A 16766-nucleotide genomic window follows, 5' to 3' on the forward strand; every position below is an offset into this window, starting at 1 on the left:
ATCCACCCGGCTTGCGCAACTATTTTTCGCTGTTGCGGGTCGCCGGCTTCGAACCGACGATGTCGGTCAGGCGGATGCGGTCGAACTCGCTCCAGACATTGGCCAGCCAGTGCCGGACATAGCCGCGCAGCACGAACGAATAGTTCGCGGCCTCGTCGCTGATGCCCTTGTTGGCGACGAATTTCAGGAACGGGACGGAAGACACCTCGACCTGCTCGTAGGCCATTTCGTTGAGCTTGGGGATGGTCAGTTCGGTCGCATCCTTGATGCGGTGGAAGTAGGAATTGTAGGTCGCCTGGTCCCATTGGAAGAACTGGGTGTCGTTGATGAAGTTCTTCACCAGGAAGTACTTCGCGCCGGTCATGAAGCCCGCGGTCTCCGCGATCTCCTCCAGCGAGGCGATCGAGGGTCCGAGGATGTGGAACACGGCGAAGGTGATCTGGCCGGCCTTGGCGGCGTCGAGGAAGCCGATGTCGCGCAGCGAAGCCAGCGCCGGCGAGAGCAGGCCGGCGCGGACGTCGATGACGGTGACCGAAGGGCTGACAGCGTTGAGCGTGTCGAAGATCTTCATCTGGTCGGCCGTCGTCGTCATGTCGACGATCTCGGTGATGTCGGGGTGGAAGCGCTTCAGGGTTCCGCGCGGCGACTCCGTGTCGAACGCCCGCGTCGGCACGTTGTTGGCCGAGAAATAATCGAGCAGGGTGCGCGATACCGTGGTCTTGCCGACCCCGCCCTTGTCCGCGCCCACCACAACCACTGCCGGCTTTGCCATTGCTGTCCCCTAACGCGCGCCCCCGATCGCGAGGTCGCAATCGGCCGGGCCCCAAATCGATGTCCGAAAAGACGTCCCGAGTCTGCTGTTGGGCGCGAACATGGCAGAAACAAGGGAGAATTCAATTCCTTGCGCTCCAGTCACGGCAATTCCCGAGGATATTCCCGATTGCCTGGAAACCTGCCGCATGAAGCGGCAAATCACGTCGTCAGTGACGGCCCCACGGTCCCATCGGATTGGATGCCGGGGCTCCAGAGGGGCTGGGCGCGGGAACGGGCGGCGGGTTGGCGGGACCGGCTGCATCGCTCCACGGCCCCTGCGAGAGCGGCGGCGGCCCGTCCTGCGTCTCGGCCGGTTCGGTCTCGGGCCGTTCCGTCTCTTCGGTGGGGTCCGGCAGCGGACCGGGGTCATGGCCGCCGGCGAACTTGACCAGCGCGTCGACCCGGGACTGCACGGACGGGTGGGTCGCGAACAGATCGGCAAAGCCCTCGCGCGGATTGTCGACGCAGAGCTCCATCACCGCCGAGGTCGCGCCCGGCAGCTCGCCGCGGCCCTCGATCTTGCGCAACGCCGAGATCATCGCGTCGGGGTCTTTCGTCAGCTCGACCGAGCCGGCATCAGCGAGGTATTCGCGCGACCGCGACAGCGCGAGCTTCACCACCTGCGACAGCAGCCAGGCCAGCACGATCAGCACGATTGCGATGATGATGACGATGATCGCACCGCCCCCGGAGCTCTTGCTGTCGCTCGAGGACGAGGACGACCGCGAGGACGAGGAGGAGCCCGACGACCAGGAGCCGCCGGAGCCCGAGCTCCAGTTCAGATTCGTGAACAGGCGGAAGAACAATTCGCCGAAGAAGCCGACCACGCCGGCGATGATGACGGCGACCACCATGAGCTGGACGTCGCCGTTCTTGATGTGGGTCAGCTCGTGGCCCAGCACCGCCTCGATCTCCTTGTCGTTGAGCGCCTCGAGGAGACCCGTGGTGACCGTGATGGAATATTGCCGCGGATTGAGACCGGTCGCGAACGCATTCAGCGCCGGGCTCTCCATGATCTTCAGCTTCGGCATGGTGATGCCGCGCGAGATGCAGAGGTTTTCCAGCAGATTATAGAGCCGAGGCTCCTCCTGCCGGGTGACGTCGTGGCCGCCGGTCACGGCGTCGATCATCGACTGGTGGAAGAAATAGGCGATCGCGACCCAGGCGACCGCCGCAACGGTCGCGAAGGGCGCGGCCTTCAGCAGGTCGGCGAAGGCCCGGGTCAGATAATAGGCGACCGTGCCGTTGCCGTTGATGACGACCTCGGCCACCAGCGCGCCGGCATAGACCAGCACGTAGACCAGCGCGAAGAGACCGGCGAGCAGCAGCATCGAACGAAACTTGTTCGAGGCGATGTGCGTGTAGAGACCATACGCGGCCATGACGCGATGCCCTGCCGGCCTATCGGCTCAAATCAGAACTTCACCTGCGGCGCAGCCTCGACCTCGGTGCGGCTGGCGCCGAGATCGAAGAAGTCCTTCCTGGTAAAGCCGAACATGCCGGCGAACAGTGCTGCGGGCATCTGCTGGATGCCGGTGTTGTATTCCTGGACTGCGTTGTTGAAGAAGCGGCGGCTGGCTGCGATCTTGTTCTCGAGGTCGGAGAGCTCGGATGCGAGCTGCTGGAAATTGGCGTTGGCCTTGAGGTCCGGATAGGCCTCCGACAGCGCGATCAGCCGGCCGAGCGCACCGGAGAGCTGGGTTTCGGCCGCGGACACCTGCGCCGGGCCCTGGGCCGACATCGCCGAATTGCGCGCCTTGATGACGTCGTCGAGCGTGCCGCGCTCATGCGAGGCATAGCCCTTCACGGTCTCGACCAGGTTGGGGACCAAGTCATGGCGCTGCTTGAGCTGCACGTCGATGTCGGCAAAGGCCTGGCCGACGCGCTGGCTCAGCGCCACCAGGCGGTTGTAGGCGCTGAAGGCGAACAGCACGAGGACGACGATGACGCCGAGAACGATCCAGCCGGTCGACATGAAGAACTCCTGAAGAGGGAAGAAGGCGGGCGCTAGGGTAGACCAAATTGACGCGAAGCGAGAGCCCGGCGCGGAGGGGAGGTAGGATTTGGTCGAGTGGGGAGCCGCCCGAGTTCAAGGGAAAAGCGGCTAACGGGGTTAACTTTCGGACAGGATGGCGTCGCCCCAGCGCCAACGCCTAGCACTTGCATAGGCCGCCTTGTCGCGCCGCGGCACTTTCGTTGATGCGACACCTTCCTCCGTGCAAAGCTTGGCCGTGATCTCCGCCTTGCCGATGTTCGGCGGCGCCAGCACGCGCGCGGCGCGGCTCGCGGGCGGGGTCCGGGTCAGTGCGACGTAGATGAATCGCTCGTCCTCGAACGGCACCTCGGCGCCCTTGATCTGGCGATGCGCCTGCGAGCGCGGCAGGCGCTGGCTGAAATGGCACCAGTCGGGCGCGATGAGCGGGCAGGGCCTCTCGTGCGGGCAGGGCGCGGCGACGAAGGCGCCAGCTGCGATCAGCTGCTGCCGCAGGGCGAGGATGCGCGCATAGCCGGCCGGCGTGCCGGGCTCGATCACCACCAGCGCGTGGCGCGCTTTGGCCCACATCGCTTGCGCGAGCTTGCGCTGATCATCCTCGCCGAGCTCATTGATGACGTAGCTGGCGATGACGAGATCGGCTTGCGAGACTTCAGCGAGATTGCCGTTGGCATCGCCGGGCAGATAGCGGCAGTCCGCGAGGCGGGTGCTGTCGCGTGCCAGTTCGAGCGCGAGCCGGCTCAGCGTGGCGTTGGCGTCGAGCAGCGTGAAATCCTGCAGCGATGGAAACGCCTCCGCGGCCGCCCAGCTTGCCGTTCCAGGGCCTGCGCCGACGTCGAGCAATGTCTCGGGGGCGAGATCAGGCGCGATCTCGGTGAGCGCATTGAGGCTGGCCGCCACCGCCGCGTAGGTCGCGGGCATGCGCGCCAGCGCGTAAGCGAGCGCATCGGCTTCGGACTTGATCGTGCCGGAGCCGCCACTGGCGCGATAGGCGGTCGAGATTTTCTGCGAGCGCTGTGCCGCGTCGGTGCGGGAGAAACCCTGGAGCTTGCCGTCGAGGGCGGCGTTCAGTTCGGCGGGGAGGGTGGGGGCGATCATCATCCGCGGTCATGCCCCGCGCAGGCGGGGCATCCAGTACTCCGAGACAGTGCCGTCAACCGAGAAGCCGCGGCGTACTGGATCAGTCCGCTCCAGTGCGCAATTTGACGTCAATGGGTGTGGCGCGAGCGTAAGCTCACGCCACGTTCTGGTCGAGAATGTCCACCGCCTCGGCGAGGCTCACCGACACCAGTTGCGAGACGCCGCGCTCGGCCATGGTGACGCCGAACAGCCGGTTCATCCGCGCCATCGTGATCGGGTTGTGCGTGATGATGATGAAGCGCGTGTCGGTCGAGCCGGTCATCTCGTGCAAAAGGTTGCAGTAGCGTTCGACATTGTGGTCGTCGAGCGGCGCGTCGACTTCGTCCAGCACGCAGATCGGCGAAGGGTTGGTCAAGAACACCGCGAAGATCAGCGCCATCGCGGTCAGCGCCTGCTCGCCGCCCGACAGCAGCGACAGCGTCTGCGGCTTCTTGCCCGGCGGCTTGGCGATGATTTCGAGGCCGGCTTCCAGCGGGTCGTCGCTCTCGATCAGGTGCAGCGCGGCCTCGCCGCCGCCGAACAGCTCGACGAACAGGCGCTTGAAGTGGTTGTTGACGACGTCGAACGAGGTCAGGAGCCGCTCGCGGGCTTCCTTGTTGAGGCTCTGGATGCCCTGGCGCAGCCGCTTGATGGCTTCCACCAGGTCGTCGCGCTCGGTGACGAGGCCGGTGTGCTGGGTCTCGACCTCGCGCAGCTCTTCCTCGGCGCGCAGGTTGACGGCACCGAGCCGCTCGCGGTCGCGGCGCATCTTTTCGAGGTCTTCCTCGATCTCGTGCAGCGGCGGCAGCTCGGCGCCGGGCTCGATCTCGGCAAGGCCGGCGACGGCCTGCGGCTCGACCTCGAGCATGTCGCGGATCTCGCGCTCGATGTCCTCCAGCCGGCGGCGAGCGCCTTCCATGCGCTCCTCGGCGCGGGCGGTGGCCTCGCGGGCACTCGACAAGGCCTCGAGCGTCAGCTTGGCGACACGGTCGGTCTCGGCCATTGCGGTTTCCGCAGTGGCGAGCGCGTCGGCGGCCATGCGGCGGTCGTTCTCGGCGTATTCGATCTCGGTGATCAGCGCGCTGCGCTTCTCGGCGAACACGGCGGGGGCGTTCTCGAGCTCGCTGCGCTCGATGGTGAGCTCGGCGATACGGGCCTGGATGGTGTCGATGTGGGAGGCCGCGCTCTCCTTGCGGTTCTGCCACTCGGTGCGTTCGGCGAGGATCGCCTGCACGCGGCGGTCGGCGAGCTCGGCTTCGCGTGCCAGCGCCTGCGCCTCGGCGCGAACCTGGGCGGCCATGCGGCGATGGCCTTCGATGTCGCTGCGGACGGCGGCGAGCTGGGTCTCGGTGTCCTCGCTCGACGGCAGCTCGCCGATGCCGGCCTGGGCGTATTCGTAGGCGGCCTCGGCCTCGGCGCGGTCGGCGGCGAGGCGGCTGTGCGCTTCCGACAGCGTCGCCTTGCGCGCGGCATGGCGGCTGATCTCGCGCTCGGCATTGGCGTGACGCTCGCGCGCGACGTTCAGCTCGCGCTGCGCGGCCCGCCAGGCTTCGCGGCCGGCACCTTCGGTGCTCGCCGCCATCTGCAGCTCGGACTCGGCGTTCTCAAGCGCCTGACGCTTGATCTGCGCGTCGATGCGAGCCTGCTCCAGCTCGTTCTCGATGTCGACGAGACGGGCACGCTCGGCAAGGCGTCGTGCAGCGCCGGTCGGCGCATGCGCGGCGGCGACGAAGCCGTCCCAGCGCCAGACGTCGCCCTCAGGCGAGACCAGCCGCTGGCCGGTTTTGAGCTGCGACACCAGTTCGGCACCGCGCTCGCGCGGGACGACGCCGATCTGCGCCAGGCGGCGCGCCAGCTCGGCCGGCGCCTGCACATGGTTGGAGAGCGGAACGGCGCCTTCGGGCAGCTCCGGATCGCCCTCGGCGTGTCCGACATTGGTCCAGCGCATCGGCGCCGACGGGTCGATCGGCGCATCGAGGTCGTCGCCGAGCGCAGCGCCGATCGCTTTTTCAAAGCCCTTGTCGACGGTGATGCCGTCGATGATCGGCGGCCACAGATTCTTGGTCTCGCCGTTGACGATCTTGGAGATCGTGCGGGCCTCGGTCTCGAGCCGCTGCACGCGCTTGTCCGCTTCGACCAGCGGCGAGCGTGAGGATTCCAGCGTCTGGCGTGCCGCCACATGCGCAGCTTCGCTGGCCTGCGCCGCGGCTTCGGACGCAGCCAGCGTCTGCTCCGCGGTCTCGACCAGCGCGGTCAGCTCGTCGAGATCGCCGAAGCCGCCGGTCTCGGCGGCAAGCTTCTGCTCTTCCGCGGTGACGTTGGCGATCTCCTGGTCGAGCCGGGCGAGCTTGTCGCGGTGGGTGCGGACGTTGGCCTCGAGCTGGTTGCGCTTGGCGGTGAGGTCGGCGAGCGCGGTGGTGAGCTCGGCGAAGCGCTGCTCGGTTTCGGTCAGCACCGCCTCGGCTTCGGCGACGCGCTCGTCGACGCCGGAGCGCTTCTCGACGCGGGACTTGATCTCTTCCTTCAGCTCGGCGTCTTCCGCATCGAGCCGCTGCAGCGCGACGTCGGCGTCCATGGTCTGCTGCTGGGCGCGCGAGATGTCGCCCTCGAACTGCGCGAGGCGGCGCTCGAGCTCGGCGACGCGCTCCTTGGCGCGCTCTTCCTCACGGTCGAGCTGCTCGCGGGCATTGGTCAGGCGCTGCAGCCCGGCCGCGGCGCGCGCTTCAGCGTCGCGCAGCGCCGGCATTTCGGCGGCGCGGATCGCCTGGATGCGGGCGGCCTCGGCCTGGTGCTGGGTGCGCTCGGCCATCTCGCGCACGGCGAGGTCGTGGGTCTGGCCGGATTCGTTGACGTCGGCGTGGGCGCCGATCCAGCGCAGATGGAACAGCGTGGCTTCGGCCTTGCGGACCTTGGCCGCGACCTCGCGGTAGCGCACGGCCTGGCGGGCCTGCTTCTTCAGGCCTTCCATCTGGCCGGAGAGCTGGCCGATGACGTCCTCGACGCGGGTGAGATTGGTTTCGGCGGCCTTCAGCCGCAGCTCGGCCTCGTGGCGGCGGGCATGCAGGCCGGCGACGCCGGCGGCGTCTTCCAGCACGCGGCGGCGCTGCTCGGGCTTGGCCTGGATGATCTCGCCGATCTTGCCCTGGTGGACGAGGGCGGGCGAGCGCGCGCCGGTGGCGGCGTCGGCGAACAGGATCTGCACGTCGCGGGCGCGCACGTCGCGGCCGTTGATGCGGTAGACCGAGCCGGCCTCGCGCTCGATGCGGCGGGAGATTTCGAGGATCTGGCTGTCGTTCATCGCCGCCGGCGCGGTGCGGTCGGCATTGTCGATCGTCATCGTCACTTCGGCATGGTTGCGCGCCGGACGGTTGCCGGAGCCGGCGAAGATCACCGCGTCCATGTCGGCGGCGCGCAGCGACTTGTAGGAGGTCTCGCCCATCGCCCAGCGCAGCGCTTCGACGAGATTGGACTTGCCGCAGCCGTTGGGGCCGACCACGCCGGTCAGGCCGGGCTCGATGACGAAGTCCGTGGGCTCAACGAAGGACTTGAAGCCGTGAAGTCGCAGGCGGGTGATTTTCATAAGCACGCATCTCTGTTGGCAGGCGCGAATCCCCCTGCCGGGACAATACCATGGAAGGCAATGTCGCTATCCGGGCGAGTCGCGCGAGGCGCCTCATGCGGCTGGACAATGGCCGCGGTGCGCCGCGAGGGCAACCGGCGAAAGCCGCTTTTCCCAAGGGATTTATGCCGGGAAAGATACGGCTTTCGAGATGCGAATCAGGATCTTGACGAGCGAATCAGCTCTTCAGAAGCGGGTTGATCTTCTTGGCGAACTCCTCGAACGAGGCTTCGCCCTTGATCTTCTCGCCGTTGATGAAGAAGGTCGGCGTCGAATCCACCTTGAGCACGTCGCTGGCGTATTTCTGGTCGGCGGCGATCTTGTCGAGCAGCGCCTGATCCTTCAGACAGGCTTCGACCTGCTGCTGGGTAAGGCCGGCCTGCTTGCCGATCCGCGTCAAGGTCTCGGTGGTGTTCTTCGTCACCCAGTCGTTCTGCTGGCGAAACAGCATGTCGGTGACCGCGAAGTATTTCGGCGCGTCGTCCTTGGCGATGCAGCGCGACAGCATCGAGCCAGCGGCGGCTTTGATGTCCAGCGGGAACTCGCGGAAGATGTAACGCACCTTGCCGGTGTCGATGTATTCCTTCTTGATCTTCGGGAACACCTGCTCGTTGAAGGCGGCGCAATGCGGGCAGGTCATCGAGGCGTATTCGGTGATGGTGACGGCGGCGTCCTTCGGGCCGAGCGCCATGTCGGGCAGCGACACCGGCTTGGCCACATCGGCGGCCGACTGCGCCATCGCGTCCGAGATGAACCGCAGCGGCGAGAGCCCGGCGAACGCGGCAAGCCCGGTCAGCGACAGCATCGTGGTGAAGGCGCGGCGGGTGATGATCAAGGTCGGCTCCCGGGATTGGCAAGGTTCGCCCGAGGTTCCGGCTCGGACGGCCTGTCGCTAGCTTGAAACGTCGTTTGAGGCAATGGCGGGCGCTGCGGACAGGTCCAGTTTGGCCGCGGAATGAGGCTCAATTTCGCTTGATGGCGGCCCCGAGGCGCGCCAGCGCCGTCTTCAGTTCTTCATCATCGATGTCGGTCAGGGTCTCCGCCACCTTGGCGACGGCCTTGGGGTCCGGCGGGCCGGGCCGCTTCCGGGCCTGCGGCCGCGACAGCGGCGCCTGGCGGAAGGCGAGCTTGCCGACCGCGCTCCAGCCGAAGAAGCGGTTGACCCGCTCCAGGATCACGTCGGCCGAGTGCTGGATCTCCAGCGCCATCGGACCCTCGACCCGCAGCACCAGCGTCGCCGGCTCCTGCGGCTGCCCCTCCACCGGCCGCGGCCATTGCATCTTGAGCGGCTCGGCATGGGCCGCGATCTCGGGACCTGCAATCTGCGCCCACCGCGTCACCAGCTCGCGCGCCGCAAAGCCCTGCTTGGCATAGGCCTCGGCGAAGACGTCGTCGAGCAGGATCCCGAGCGGTTTGGCGCTGATGGGACCGGGCTTGAAGATGGGACCGGACTTGGACATGGGGCCTTATAGCACTTTGGACGTCGGGCCACAGACCCCCCGAGGCCCGTCATGGCCGGGCTTGTCCTGGCTTGTCCCGGCCATCCACGTTCTTGCTGCGAAGAAAGACGTGGATGCCCGCGACCAGCGCGGGCATGACGTGGAGAGGCCAGTGCATTGCCGCTACAGTGAGGAATGAGCCCCAGATCCGTACGCAAGCCGAAGTCGGAACCTTCTCAGCCGAAGACCTCATCGCGCCCGGTCGCGCTCCTGCAATGGTACGACCGTCACCGGCGCCGACTGCCCTGGCGCGCCGCGCCGGGCGAGGCGTCCGATCCCTATCGCGTGTGGCTGTCCGAGATCATGCTCCAGCAGACCACGGTGAAGGCGGTCGGCCCCTATTTCGAAAAGTTCGTCGCGCGCTGGCCAGACGTCACCGCGCTGGGACGCGCCTCGCAGGACGACGTGCTGCGGATGTGGGCGGGGCTCGGCTATTATTCGCGCGCACGCAACCTCCATGCCTGCGCGGTCGCGGTGACGCGCGAGCATCGCGGCGTGTTTCCGGATACCGAGGAGGGGCTGCGCGCGCTGCCGGGGATCGGGCCCTATACGGCGGCGGCGATTGCGGCGATCGCGTTCGACCGCCACACCATGCCGGTCGACGGCAATATCGAGCGCGTGGTGTCACGGCTGTTCGCCGTCGAGGAGGAGCTGCCGCAAGCCAAGCCGCTCATCCAGCAACTCGCCGCGACGCTGCTGGCGGATTCTCGCGCCGGCGACAGTGCGCAGGCGCTGATGGATCTCGGCGCCTCGATCTGCACGCCGAAGAAGCCGGCCTGCTCGCTGTGTCCGTTGAACGAAGACTGCACGGCGCGCGCGCAAGGCACCCAGGAGACGTTCCCACGCAAGGCACCGAAGAAGAGCGGGACGCTCAGGCGCGGCGCCGCTTTCGTGGTCACGGGCGGCGACGAGCTGCTCGTCCGCTCGCGGCCCGAAAAGGGCCTGCTCGGCGGCATGACGGAGGTGCCGGGCTCGGACTGGCTCGCCGGCCAGGACGATGCAGCGGCGAAGCAGCAGGCGCCGGAGCTGAAGGGGGTGTCGCGCTGGCAGCGCAAGGTGGGCGTCGTCACCCACGTCTTCACACATTTTCCGCTGGAGTTGGTGGTCTATACCGCGAAGGTGGAAGCCGGCACCCGTGCTCCCAAGGGCATGCGGTGGGTGCCGATCGCAACCCTGGCAGGCGAAGCGCTGCCGAACGTCATGCGCAAGGTCATCGCGCATGGTTTGGGTCTCCAGGATCCATCCTGCTGACAGCAGGCTGTCAGCAGCCTTGCGCTAACAGGGAGCAAAGGAGATATCGCATGGTCAAGACCGCGCTCGATAACTTCCGTAGGCCCCCATGTGCCGAGCTGCTCGGCTGGCGCCTGCTCGATGCGCGTCCCGAGGAGGGCTGGATCAAGCTCGGTTTCGAAGGCAAGCCGGAATTCTGCAACCCGGCGGGTTTCATCCAGGGCGGCATGCTCTCGGCCATGCTCGACGACACCATGGGTCCGGCGGTGCTGGTGATGAGCGAGGGCCAGCTCTACACCACCACGATCAGCATGACCGTGAATTTTCTCAGCCCCGCAAAGCCCGGCCCGATCATCGGCGAAGCCAGGGTGACGCAGCTCGGCAAGACCATCGCCTTCGTCGAAGCCAGGCTGATGACGGAGGACGGCACCGTGCTGGCGACGGCAAGCGCCAGCGAGCGCCTGCTGGAGGCGGCGAGGGTGGTGAAGTGAGGCGGCACCGCTCCCTCGCCCCGTTCTTACGGGGAGAGGTGAAGTGGACCGCGCGGCTCGATGATCAGCTAGCTCATGCCTTCAGGCGTGCGTCCTTGCTCACGATCGGCGGCTTCGCATTCAGCGCCTCGACCTGGAATCCGGCAACGCGCTTGTAGTTGGCGGCGATGTCCTCCAGCTCCTGCTGCGACAACACGTCGGTGACGACCTTGTAGCCATCAGGCGCGCGCTCCTCGACCAGCTGCATCACCTGCTCGGGGCCGTTCTTGCGGTTGAGCAGGACGAGGTCGGTGGTCGCGGGCCGCCGCTCGGCCTCATAGGCGAGCAGCGCCGCCTGCGTCGGGCCATGCGCCAGGATCTCGCGGGTGATGACGCGCGCGTCGAGGATCGCCTGCGAGGCGCCGTTCGAGCCGATCGGGTACATCGGATGCGCGGCATCGCCCATCAGCGTGACCTTGCCGAAGGTCCATTGCGCCACCGGATCGCGGTCCACCAGCGGATATTCATAGGCGTGCGGGCAGTTCCTGATCAGGGCGGGCACGTCGAGCCAGTCGAACGTCCAGCTTTCGAACCAGGGCAGGAACTCTTCCAGCCGCGCGGTGCGGTTATAGTCCTCGCGCCGCCACTGATAGGTCGGGGGCATGTGCCGCTCGGCCACCCAGTTGATGAGGTGGTTGCCCGCCGCATCCGGTTCTTTCGAGACCGGATAGCAGACGAATTTCAGGATCTCGTGGCCGGCCATGATCATGGTGCGGCCGGTGAGGAAGGCCTTTGCCGGCGTGACGCCGCGCCAGAGGATGCGGCCGTTCCAGATCGGCGGCCCTTCGTTCGGATAGAGCTTTTCGCGCGCGGCGGAATGGATGCCGTCGGCGGCGATCAGGATCGTGCCCTCGTAAGTGCCGGCGGCCTTGCCGGTCGCCCTGTCGATGAAGTCGGCGCGCACGCCGCCCGCCGTCTCGCTCCAGCCGGTCAGATGATGGCTGGTGAGGATGTTGTCACGGCCGAGCCGCTCGACCGCGGTGTCGAGCAGGATCTGCTGGAGCGTGCCGCGATGAATCGAAAATTGCGGCCATTTGTATCCGGCCTCGAGGCCGCGCGGCTCGCTCCAGATCGGCTTGCCGTGCTTGGAGAAATAGGCGAGCTCGCGCGTCCGCACGCCGCTGGCGTCCAGCTTGTCCAGCAGGCCGAGCTCGATCAGCTCGCGCACCGCATGCGGCAGCACATTGATGCCGACGCCGAGCGGCTTCAGTTCCGCGACGCTCTCGAACACTTTCACGGGAACGCCGATTTGATGCAGGCTGAGCGCAAGCGTGAGCCCGCCGATGCCGCCACCGGCGATGAGTACGGTCATGACAAATCCCCCTCCGATTGACGGCGTCTTCGCACAGCCAGGCGGCCGTGGGCAACTGCGAACAGGCCGCCTATGGACGGCGCGGCGGTGGACCGTTAACCTCCGGTTTTCCCCATGAGGTCCGACATGCTCAAGCTCTACTACGCCACCGGCACCTGCGCGCTCGCCACCTACATTACCCTGGAAGAGGCCGGCGCCGACTACACCGCCGAACGGCTGAGCTTCAAGGACAACCAGCAGAACAGCCCGGACTATCTCGCCATCAACCCGAAGGGCCGGGTGCCGGCGCTGGTCACCGACCGCGGCGTGCTGACCGAAACGCCGGCGATGCTGGCCTATCTCGCGCAAACCTTCTCCAAGGCGAAGCTCGCGCCGCTCGACGATCCCTTCGACTTCGCGCAGGTGCAGTCGTTCAACTCCTATCTCTGCTCGACCGTTCACATCAACCACGCCCACAAGATGCGCGGCGCGCGCTGGGCGACGGAGGAGAGCTCGTTCGCCGACATGAAGGCGATGGTGCCGAAGACCATGGCCGCCTGCTTCAAGCTGATCGAGCAGAAGATGTTTCGGGGCCCCTGGGTGATGGGCGATCAATACACGGTCTGCGATCCCTATCTCTACACGCTCTCGACCTGGCTCGAAGGCGACGGCGTCGACATCAATGCGACGCCGAAGATCGCCGATCACTTCAAGCGCATGACCGATCGTCCCGCGGTGAGCAAGGTGATGGCGGCGCAGAAGGCGTAAGGCCGCGCGGCTGTCGTAGCTATTGTAGGGTGGGCAAAGGCGCAGAGCGCCGTGCCCACCATCTTTCCGAGATTGCAACAGAAGTGGTGGGCACGCTTCGCTTTGCCCACCCTACGAGAGCTTGCGCCTGTCTTGCTCCAGCTCCCGCCCCGTCTCCAGCATCAGCCGCCGCAGCCAGATCGAGCCCGGGTCCATCTGCGCGCGCGTCGGGTGGAACATGAACTGCTCGTCAGTCCCAGGATCGAGCGGCGGCGTCACCGCGACGACGCCGAGCTGCTGCGACAGCGTCGCGATCAGCCGGCGCGGCACGAAGGCGACGAGATCGGTGCGCGCGGCGACGTGCAAGGCTTCGAGATAGCCCGACACGACCAGCGAGACATGTCGCTCGACGCCTTTGCTGCGCAGCCAGGTGTCGATGAGATCCTCGGCATTGCCGCGGATGATCACGCCGACATGGCGGGCGGCCAGGAACGCCTCGCGCCGCTTCAGCTTCGCTCCGACGGGATGGCCGCGCCGCACCGCCAGCGCATCGCTGTCGGTGTAGAGCAGCTGGCGATGAAAGCCCTTGAAGGCATTGCCGATCGAGATCACGAGGTCGATGGTGCGGGCGAACTCGGCGTGGAAAATTGCCGGTCCCCGCCACGGCACCACGTCGATGCGGACATTGGGGGCAAGGCGCGTGACTTTCGCCATCAACGGCGGCATCAACAGCTCGACCGCGAGATCCGGCATCATCAGACGGAATTGCCGCTCGCTGCGCGCGGCATCGAAGTCGTCAGGCACGAACAGCCCGCGCACCTGATCGAGCGCCTGCGCCAGCGGTGCGCGCAGGGCCTGGGCCCGCGGCGTCAGCTCCATCCGTACGCCGGTGCGCACCAGCAGCGGGTCGCTGAAGATGTCGCGCAGGCGCTGCAAGGCGTGGCTCGTCGCGGGCTGTGACAGGCCGATCCTCATGGCCGCGCGGCTGACATTGGCCTCGCGCAGCAATGCGTCGAGCGCGGTCAACAGGTTGAGGTCGAGCGAATTCAAATTCATCAGGTGAATAGATATCATATTTCATATCGATTTGAAGAATGCTGTCGGCCCGGCGATGATCTCCGCGTTGTCACCACGAGGAGATGCCGCCATGAATGCGAGCGCCAACAAGAAACTGCTGCAGGATATCTTTGCCGCGGCCGCCAATCCCGATCCCGCCGCGCGCGACCGCGCCCTGTTCACCGCAAGTCTCGCCGACGACGCCAAATGGGTCGTGACCGGGCAATATTCCTGGTCGCGCACTTTTTCGGGCAAGCAGTCGATCCTGAACGACCTGCACGGCTATGTCCGCACCCGCCTGCGCGACCGCACGCGCACGATCGCGCACCGCTTCATCGCCGACGGCGACATCGTGGTGGTCGAAGCCAAGGGCGACAACGTCACGCCCGAGGGCGCACGCTACGACAACGACTATTGCCTGGTGTTTCGCCTGGAGGACGGCAAGATCAAGGAGATCCGCGAGTACTGCGACTCGGTGCTGACCGAGAAGGCGCTCGGCCCGTTTCCGCACTCGGTCGCGGGGGCCGCGAGCTAGCAGCCTCCGACCACCGGCGTCGACGCCGATGGTCCGGAAGCATCCCTGACGAACGGCATGCATCGGTCTGCATGACCCGGCGCATTCGCATGCGGCTTTGCATAGCTGCCGACAAAATCAGCAGATTTGCCGTCGGCCGAGACCGGGCGCGCGAGGAATTTGAAGGTTCAATTAAGAAGTGTCCCCCATTGTGTCGCGGTGCAGCGTAGGCCGCCAGTGGCGCGGCGTGCGGCTGTCGGAGTGGCCGTGACGATCGCCGGAGTTGTTCGGTCCCTCGAATTCACATGCATCTGGGTGGACAGTGGGAATGCCGAAATTTCGTTTGCGGATCAGGGGACGCCTGTACGCAGGCTTCATGGCCCTGGTGGCGGTCGGTCTCGTGATGGCAGTGGTTGCCGTCTGGAATTTGCGGGACGTGCAGGATCAGGTCGCAAGACAATCCGCCCTCTCGGACAGCACGGCGCGGGTGCTGGAAATATCGGCCCATCTGCAGGCGATTCAGCGGGCCAATTTGCGCTACGTCTACGACGCCAACGAGCCCGCGATGAAGGAGGCGCAGGAGCGGGAGACCGCGGCAACCGAGCTGCTGCGGGTCGGCGCGCAGGGGACGCTGTCCGAGGAGCGGCGCGCGCTCTACAACGGCCTGATCGACGACATCGCCAAAATGCGACGCCTGCGTGACAATCTCGGCGACGCCGTCAACGAGACGAGAACGGGCAAGGCGACGCTGCTTCCGAGCGGCGAGGAGCTGGCCACCAAGACGGGCAAGCTCGTCGACGTAGCGCGCGCCGCCGTCGATGAAGATACCGCTTCCCTCGTCGCCGATCTCGAATCCCGCATCCTGCTCGTGCGGATCGCAAACTGGCGTTTTCTGGCGCTGCGCGATACCCAGGGACCTGCGACCTTCAGGGCGAGCGTCGACCGGGCCGCGCAACGGCTCGCGGCGCTCGAAAAGAGCCCGCAGGCGGCGGAGCTGCGAGCTGCGCTCGCGCCGGTGAAGACTTCGCTCGGGCTCTACAAGTCGGCGTTCGAGGCGACGTCGGCCGCGATGCTTCAGGCCGACGAGATCTACCACAAGAACCTCGCGCCCCTCATCGTCGACAGCATCGGCAAGCTCAAGACCGCGGAAACCACGCTGAAGAAGGACTATCGGGACTCGCGCAATAATGCCGAAGCCGTGCTTGCGGGAACGACGACCGTTCAGGAGATCGCAGGCATCCTCGCCATCCTGTTCGGCGGCATCGTCGCCGTCCTGATCGCACGCAGCATCGTCGGTCCGCTGACCTCGATGACGCAGGCGATGGGGCGGCTTGCCGGCGGCAATCTCGAGGTCGAGATTCCCGGCCGCGGCAAGGCCGACGAGATCGGCGACATGGCCAAGGCGATCCAGGTGTTCAAGGACAACATGATCGAGACCGAGAGCATGCGCGCCGAGCAGGCCGCGCTCGAGGCGCGGCAGGCCGAGAGCCGCAAGAAAGACATGGCCAGGCTCGCCGATCAGTTCGAGCAGGCGGTCGGCGAGATCGTCAACACGGTGACGTCGGCATCGAGCGAGCTCGAAGCCTCCGCAGGCACGTTGACCACGACCGCCGCGCGGGCCCAGGACCTCTCGACGGAGGTCGCCAGCGCCTCGCAAGAGGCCTCGGCCAATGTGCAGGCGGTCGCCTCGGCGACCGAGGAGCTTTCCTCCTCGGTCTCCGAGATCGCCCGCCAGGTGCAGGAATCCGCCCGCATCGCCACCGAGGCTGTCGGTCAGGCGAGTCGGACCAACGAGCGCGTCGGCGCCCTCTCCAAGGCCGCCGCGCGGATCGGTGACGTCGTCGAGCTGATCAGCACCATCGCCGGCCAGACCAACCTCTTGGCGCTGAACGCCACGATCGAGGCGGCGCGAGCGGGCGAAGCCGGCCGCGGCTTCGCGGTGGTCGCGACCGAGGTCAAGGCGCTCGCCGAGCAGACGGCCAAGGCCACCGGCGAGATCGCCCAGCAGGTTTCCGGCATCCAGGCCGCGACCGAGGAATCGGTCGGCTCGATCAGGGAGATCAGCGGCACCATCGAGCGGCTGTCGGAGATCTCGTCGACGGTCGCCGCCGCCGTGGAGCAGCAGGGCGCGGCGACGCAGGAGATCTCCCGCAACGTCCAGCAGGCGGCCCAGGGCACGCAGCTCGTCTCGTCCAACATCGGCGACGTGCAGCGCGGCGCGTCCGAGACCGGGTCGGCCTCCTCGCAGGTGCTCTCGGCGGCGCGCTCGCTCTCGGCCGACAGCAACCGGTTGAAGCAGGAAGTCGCCAAGTTCCTGAGCTCGGTCCACGCCGCCTGAAGTCTCGAACGCAAAAG

The 16766-nt window shown here is 66.7% G+C and carries 14 protein-coding genes; 5 read left to right on the forward strand and 9 right to left on the reverse strand.

Features of this window, described 5'->3' with window-relative positions:
* Window positions 1-19: 19 nt before the first annotated feature.
* The 7 genes from XI05_RS13275 to XI05_RS13305 all read right to left on the reverse strand — a co-directional run bounded on the left by XI05_RS13275 (window position 20) and on the right by XI05_RS13305 (window position 9004).
* Window positions 20-772, reverse strand: coding sequence for a hypothetical protein (locus tag XI05_RS13275; RefSeq protein ID WP_183244267.1), 753 nt, complete (start codon window positions 770-772; stop codon window positions 20-22).
* 208 nt (window positions 773-980) lie between these two features.
* Entirely contained in the window at window positions 981-2195 is a 1215-nt protein-coding gene (locus XI05_RS13280; RefSeq protein ID WP_271502120.1) for a M48 family metallopeptidase, read from the reverse strand.
* A gap of 32 nt (window positions 2196-2227) precedes the next feature.
* A complete protein-coding gene (locus XI05_RS13285; RefSeq protein WP_212259065.1) occupies window positions 2228-2788 on the reverse strand; it encodes a LemA family protein in 561 nt (186 codons plus the stop codon).
* 138 nt (window positions 2789-2926) lie between these two features.
* The gene (locus XI05_RS13290; protein WP_271502122.1) at window positions 2927-3907 is read right to left on the reverse strand and encodes a small ribosomal subunit Rsm22 family protein; all 981 of its coding nucleotides are present in this window, start codon (window positions 3905-3907) and stop codon (window positions 2927-2929) included.
* 133 nt (window positions 3908-4040) lie between these two features.
* Entirely contained in the window at window positions 4041-7505 is a 3465-nt protein-coding gene (gene smc, locus XI05_RS13295; RefSeq protein ID WP_271502124.1) for a chromosome segregation protein SMC, read from the reverse strand.
* Between the two features lie 217 nt (window positions 7506-7722).
* Window positions 7723-8379 (reverse strand): DsbA family protein, encoded by a 657-nt coding sequence (locus XI05_RS13300; protein WP_212259068.1) that lies wholly within the window; start codon window positions 8377-8379, stop codon window positions 7723-7725.
* A 127-nt stretch (window positions 8380-8506) separates the two neighbouring features.
* On the reverse strand, window positions 8507-9004 hold the full coding sequence (locus tag XI05_RS13305; protein WP_212259069.1) for a DUF721 domain-containing protein: 498 nt from the start codon (window positions 9002-9004) through the stop codon (window positions 8507-8509).
* Window positions 9005-9178: 174 nt separating this feature from the next.
* Between XI05_RS13305 and mutY the strand changes: the two genes are divergently transcribed.
* Both mutY and XI05_RS13315 read left to right on the forward strand, forming a co-directional pair.
* On the forward strand, window positions 9179-10294 hold the full coding sequence (mutY, locus tag XI05_RS13310; RefSeq protein WP_271502126.1) for an A/G-specific adenine glycosylase: 1116 nt from the start codon (window positions 9179-9181) through the stop codon (window positions 10292-10294).
* 50 nt (window positions 10295-10344) lie between these two features.
* Window positions 10345-10764, forward strand: coding sequence for a PaaI family thioesterase (locus tag XI05_RS13315; protein WP_271502128.1), 420 nt, complete (start codon window positions 10345-10347; stop codon window positions 10762-10764).
* Between the two features lie 73 nt (window positions 10765-10837).
* Here the strand turns inward: XI05_RS13315 and XI05_RS13320 are convergent, their stop codons facing one another.
* Window positions 10838-12115 carry a flavin-dependent oxidoreductase gene (locus tag XI05_RS13320; protein WP_271502130.1) on the reverse strand — a complete coding sequence of 426 codons (1278 nt, stop codon included), beginning with the start codon at window positions 12113-12115 and terminating at the stop codon, window positions 10838-10840.
* A 126-nt stretch (window positions 12116-12241) separates the two neighbouring features.
* On the opposite strand from XI05_RS13320, the gene XI05_RS13325 reads away from it, so the two are divergent.
* Window positions 12242-12862 (forward strand): glutathione S-transferase family protein, encoded by a 621-nt coding sequence (locus XI05_RS13325; protein ID WP_271502259.1) that lies wholly within the window; start codon window positions 12242-12244, stop codon window positions 12860-12862.
* A gap of 111 nt (window positions 12863-12973) precedes the next feature.
* Here the strand turns inward: XI05_RS13325 and XI05_RS13330 are convergent, their stop codons facing one another.
* A complete protein-coding gene (locus XI05_RS13330; RefSeq protein ID WP_271502131.1) occupies window positions 12974-13897 on the reverse strand; it encodes a LysR family transcriptional regulator in 924 nt (307 codons plus the stop codon).
* 91 nt (window positions 13898-13988) lie between these two features.
* Here XI05_RS13330 and XI05_RS13335 point away from each other — a divergent pair, with 91 nt between their 5' ends.
* Both XI05_RS13335 and XI05_RS13340 read left to right on the forward strand, forming a co-directional pair.
* The gene (locus XI05_RS13335; RefSeq protein ID WP_271502132.1) at window positions 13989-14432 is read left to right on the forward strand and encodes a nuclear transport factor 2 family protein; all 444 of its coding nucleotides are present in this window, start codon (window positions 13989-13991) and stop codon (window positions 14430-14432) included.
* A gap of 307 nt (window positions 14433-14739) precedes the next feature.
* Window positions 14740-16749: a HAMP domain-containing methyl-accepting chemotaxis protein gene (locus tag XI05_RS13340; protein ID WP_271502133.1), complete on the forward strand. Its 2010-nt coding sequence runs from the start codon at window positions 14740-14742 to the stop codon at window positions 16747-16749.
* The last annotated feature ends 17 nt before the right edge of the window (window positions 16750-16766 follow it).

Origin of the sequence: Bradyrhizobium sp. CCBAU 11357 (assembly GCF_028128865.1) — a bacterium.
In the GTDB taxonomy this organism is placed as follows: domain Bacteria; phylum Pseudomonadota; class Alphaproteobacteria; order Rhizobiales; family Xanthobacteraceae; genus Bradyrhizobium.

Excerpts from the sequence above, each read along its gene's own strand:
- XI05_RS13320 (WP_271502130.1), bottom strand. The coding sequence starts at position 12,115 with ATGACCGTACTCATCGCCGGTGGCGGCATCGGCGGGCTCACGCTTGCG.
- XI05_RS13325 (WP_271502259.1), top strand. The coding sequence starts at position 12,242 with ATGCTCAAGCTCTACTACGCCACCGGCACCTGCGCGCTCGCCACCTAC.
- XI05_RS13285 (WP_212259065.1), bottom strand. The coding sequence starts at position 2,788 with ATGTCGACCGGCTGGATCGTTCTCGGCGTCATCGTCGTCCTCGTGCTG.
- XI05_RS13330 (WP_271502131.1), bottom strand. The coding sequence starts at position 13,897 with ATGAATTTGAATTCGCTCGACCTCAACCTGTTGACCGCGCTCGACGCA.
- mutY (WP_271502126.1), top strand. The coding sequence starts at position 9,179 with ATGAGCCCCAGATCCGTACGCAAGCCGAAGTCGGAACCTTCTCAGCCG.
- XI05_RS13340 (WP_271502133.1), top strand. The coding sequence starts at position 14,740 with ATGCCGAAATTTCGTTTGCGGATCAGGGGACGCCTGTACGCAGGCTTC.
- XI05_RS13315 (WP_271502128.1), top strand. The coding sequence starts at position 10,345 with ATGGTCAAGACCGCGCTCGATAACTTCCGTAGGCCCCCATGTGCCGAG.
- XI05_RS13290 (WP_271502122.1), bottom strand. The coding sequence starts at position 3,907 with ATGATGATCGCCCCCACCCTCCCCGCCGAACTGAACGCCGCCCTCGAC.
- smc (WP_271502124.1), bottom strand. The coding sequence starts at position 7,505 with ATGAAAATCACCCGCCTGCGACTTCACGGCTTCAAGTCCTTCGTTGAG.
- XI05_RS13335 (WP_271502132.1), top strand. The coding sequence starts at position 13,989 with ATGAATGCGAGCGCCAACAAGAAACTGCTGCAGGATATCTTTGCCGCG.
- XI05_RS13280 (WP_271502120.1), bottom strand. The coding sequence starts at position 2,195 with ATGGCCGCGTATGGTCTCTACACGCACATCGCCTCGAACAAGTTTCGT.
- XI05_RS13305 (WP_212259069.1), bottom strand. The coding sequence starts at position 9,004 with ATGTCCAAGTCCGGTCCCATCTTCAAGCCCGGTCCCATCAGCGCCAAA.
- XI05_RS13275 (WP_183244267.1), bottom strand. The coding sequence starts at position 772 with ATGGCAAAGCCGGCAGTGGTTGTGGTGGGCGCGGACAAGGGCGGGGTC.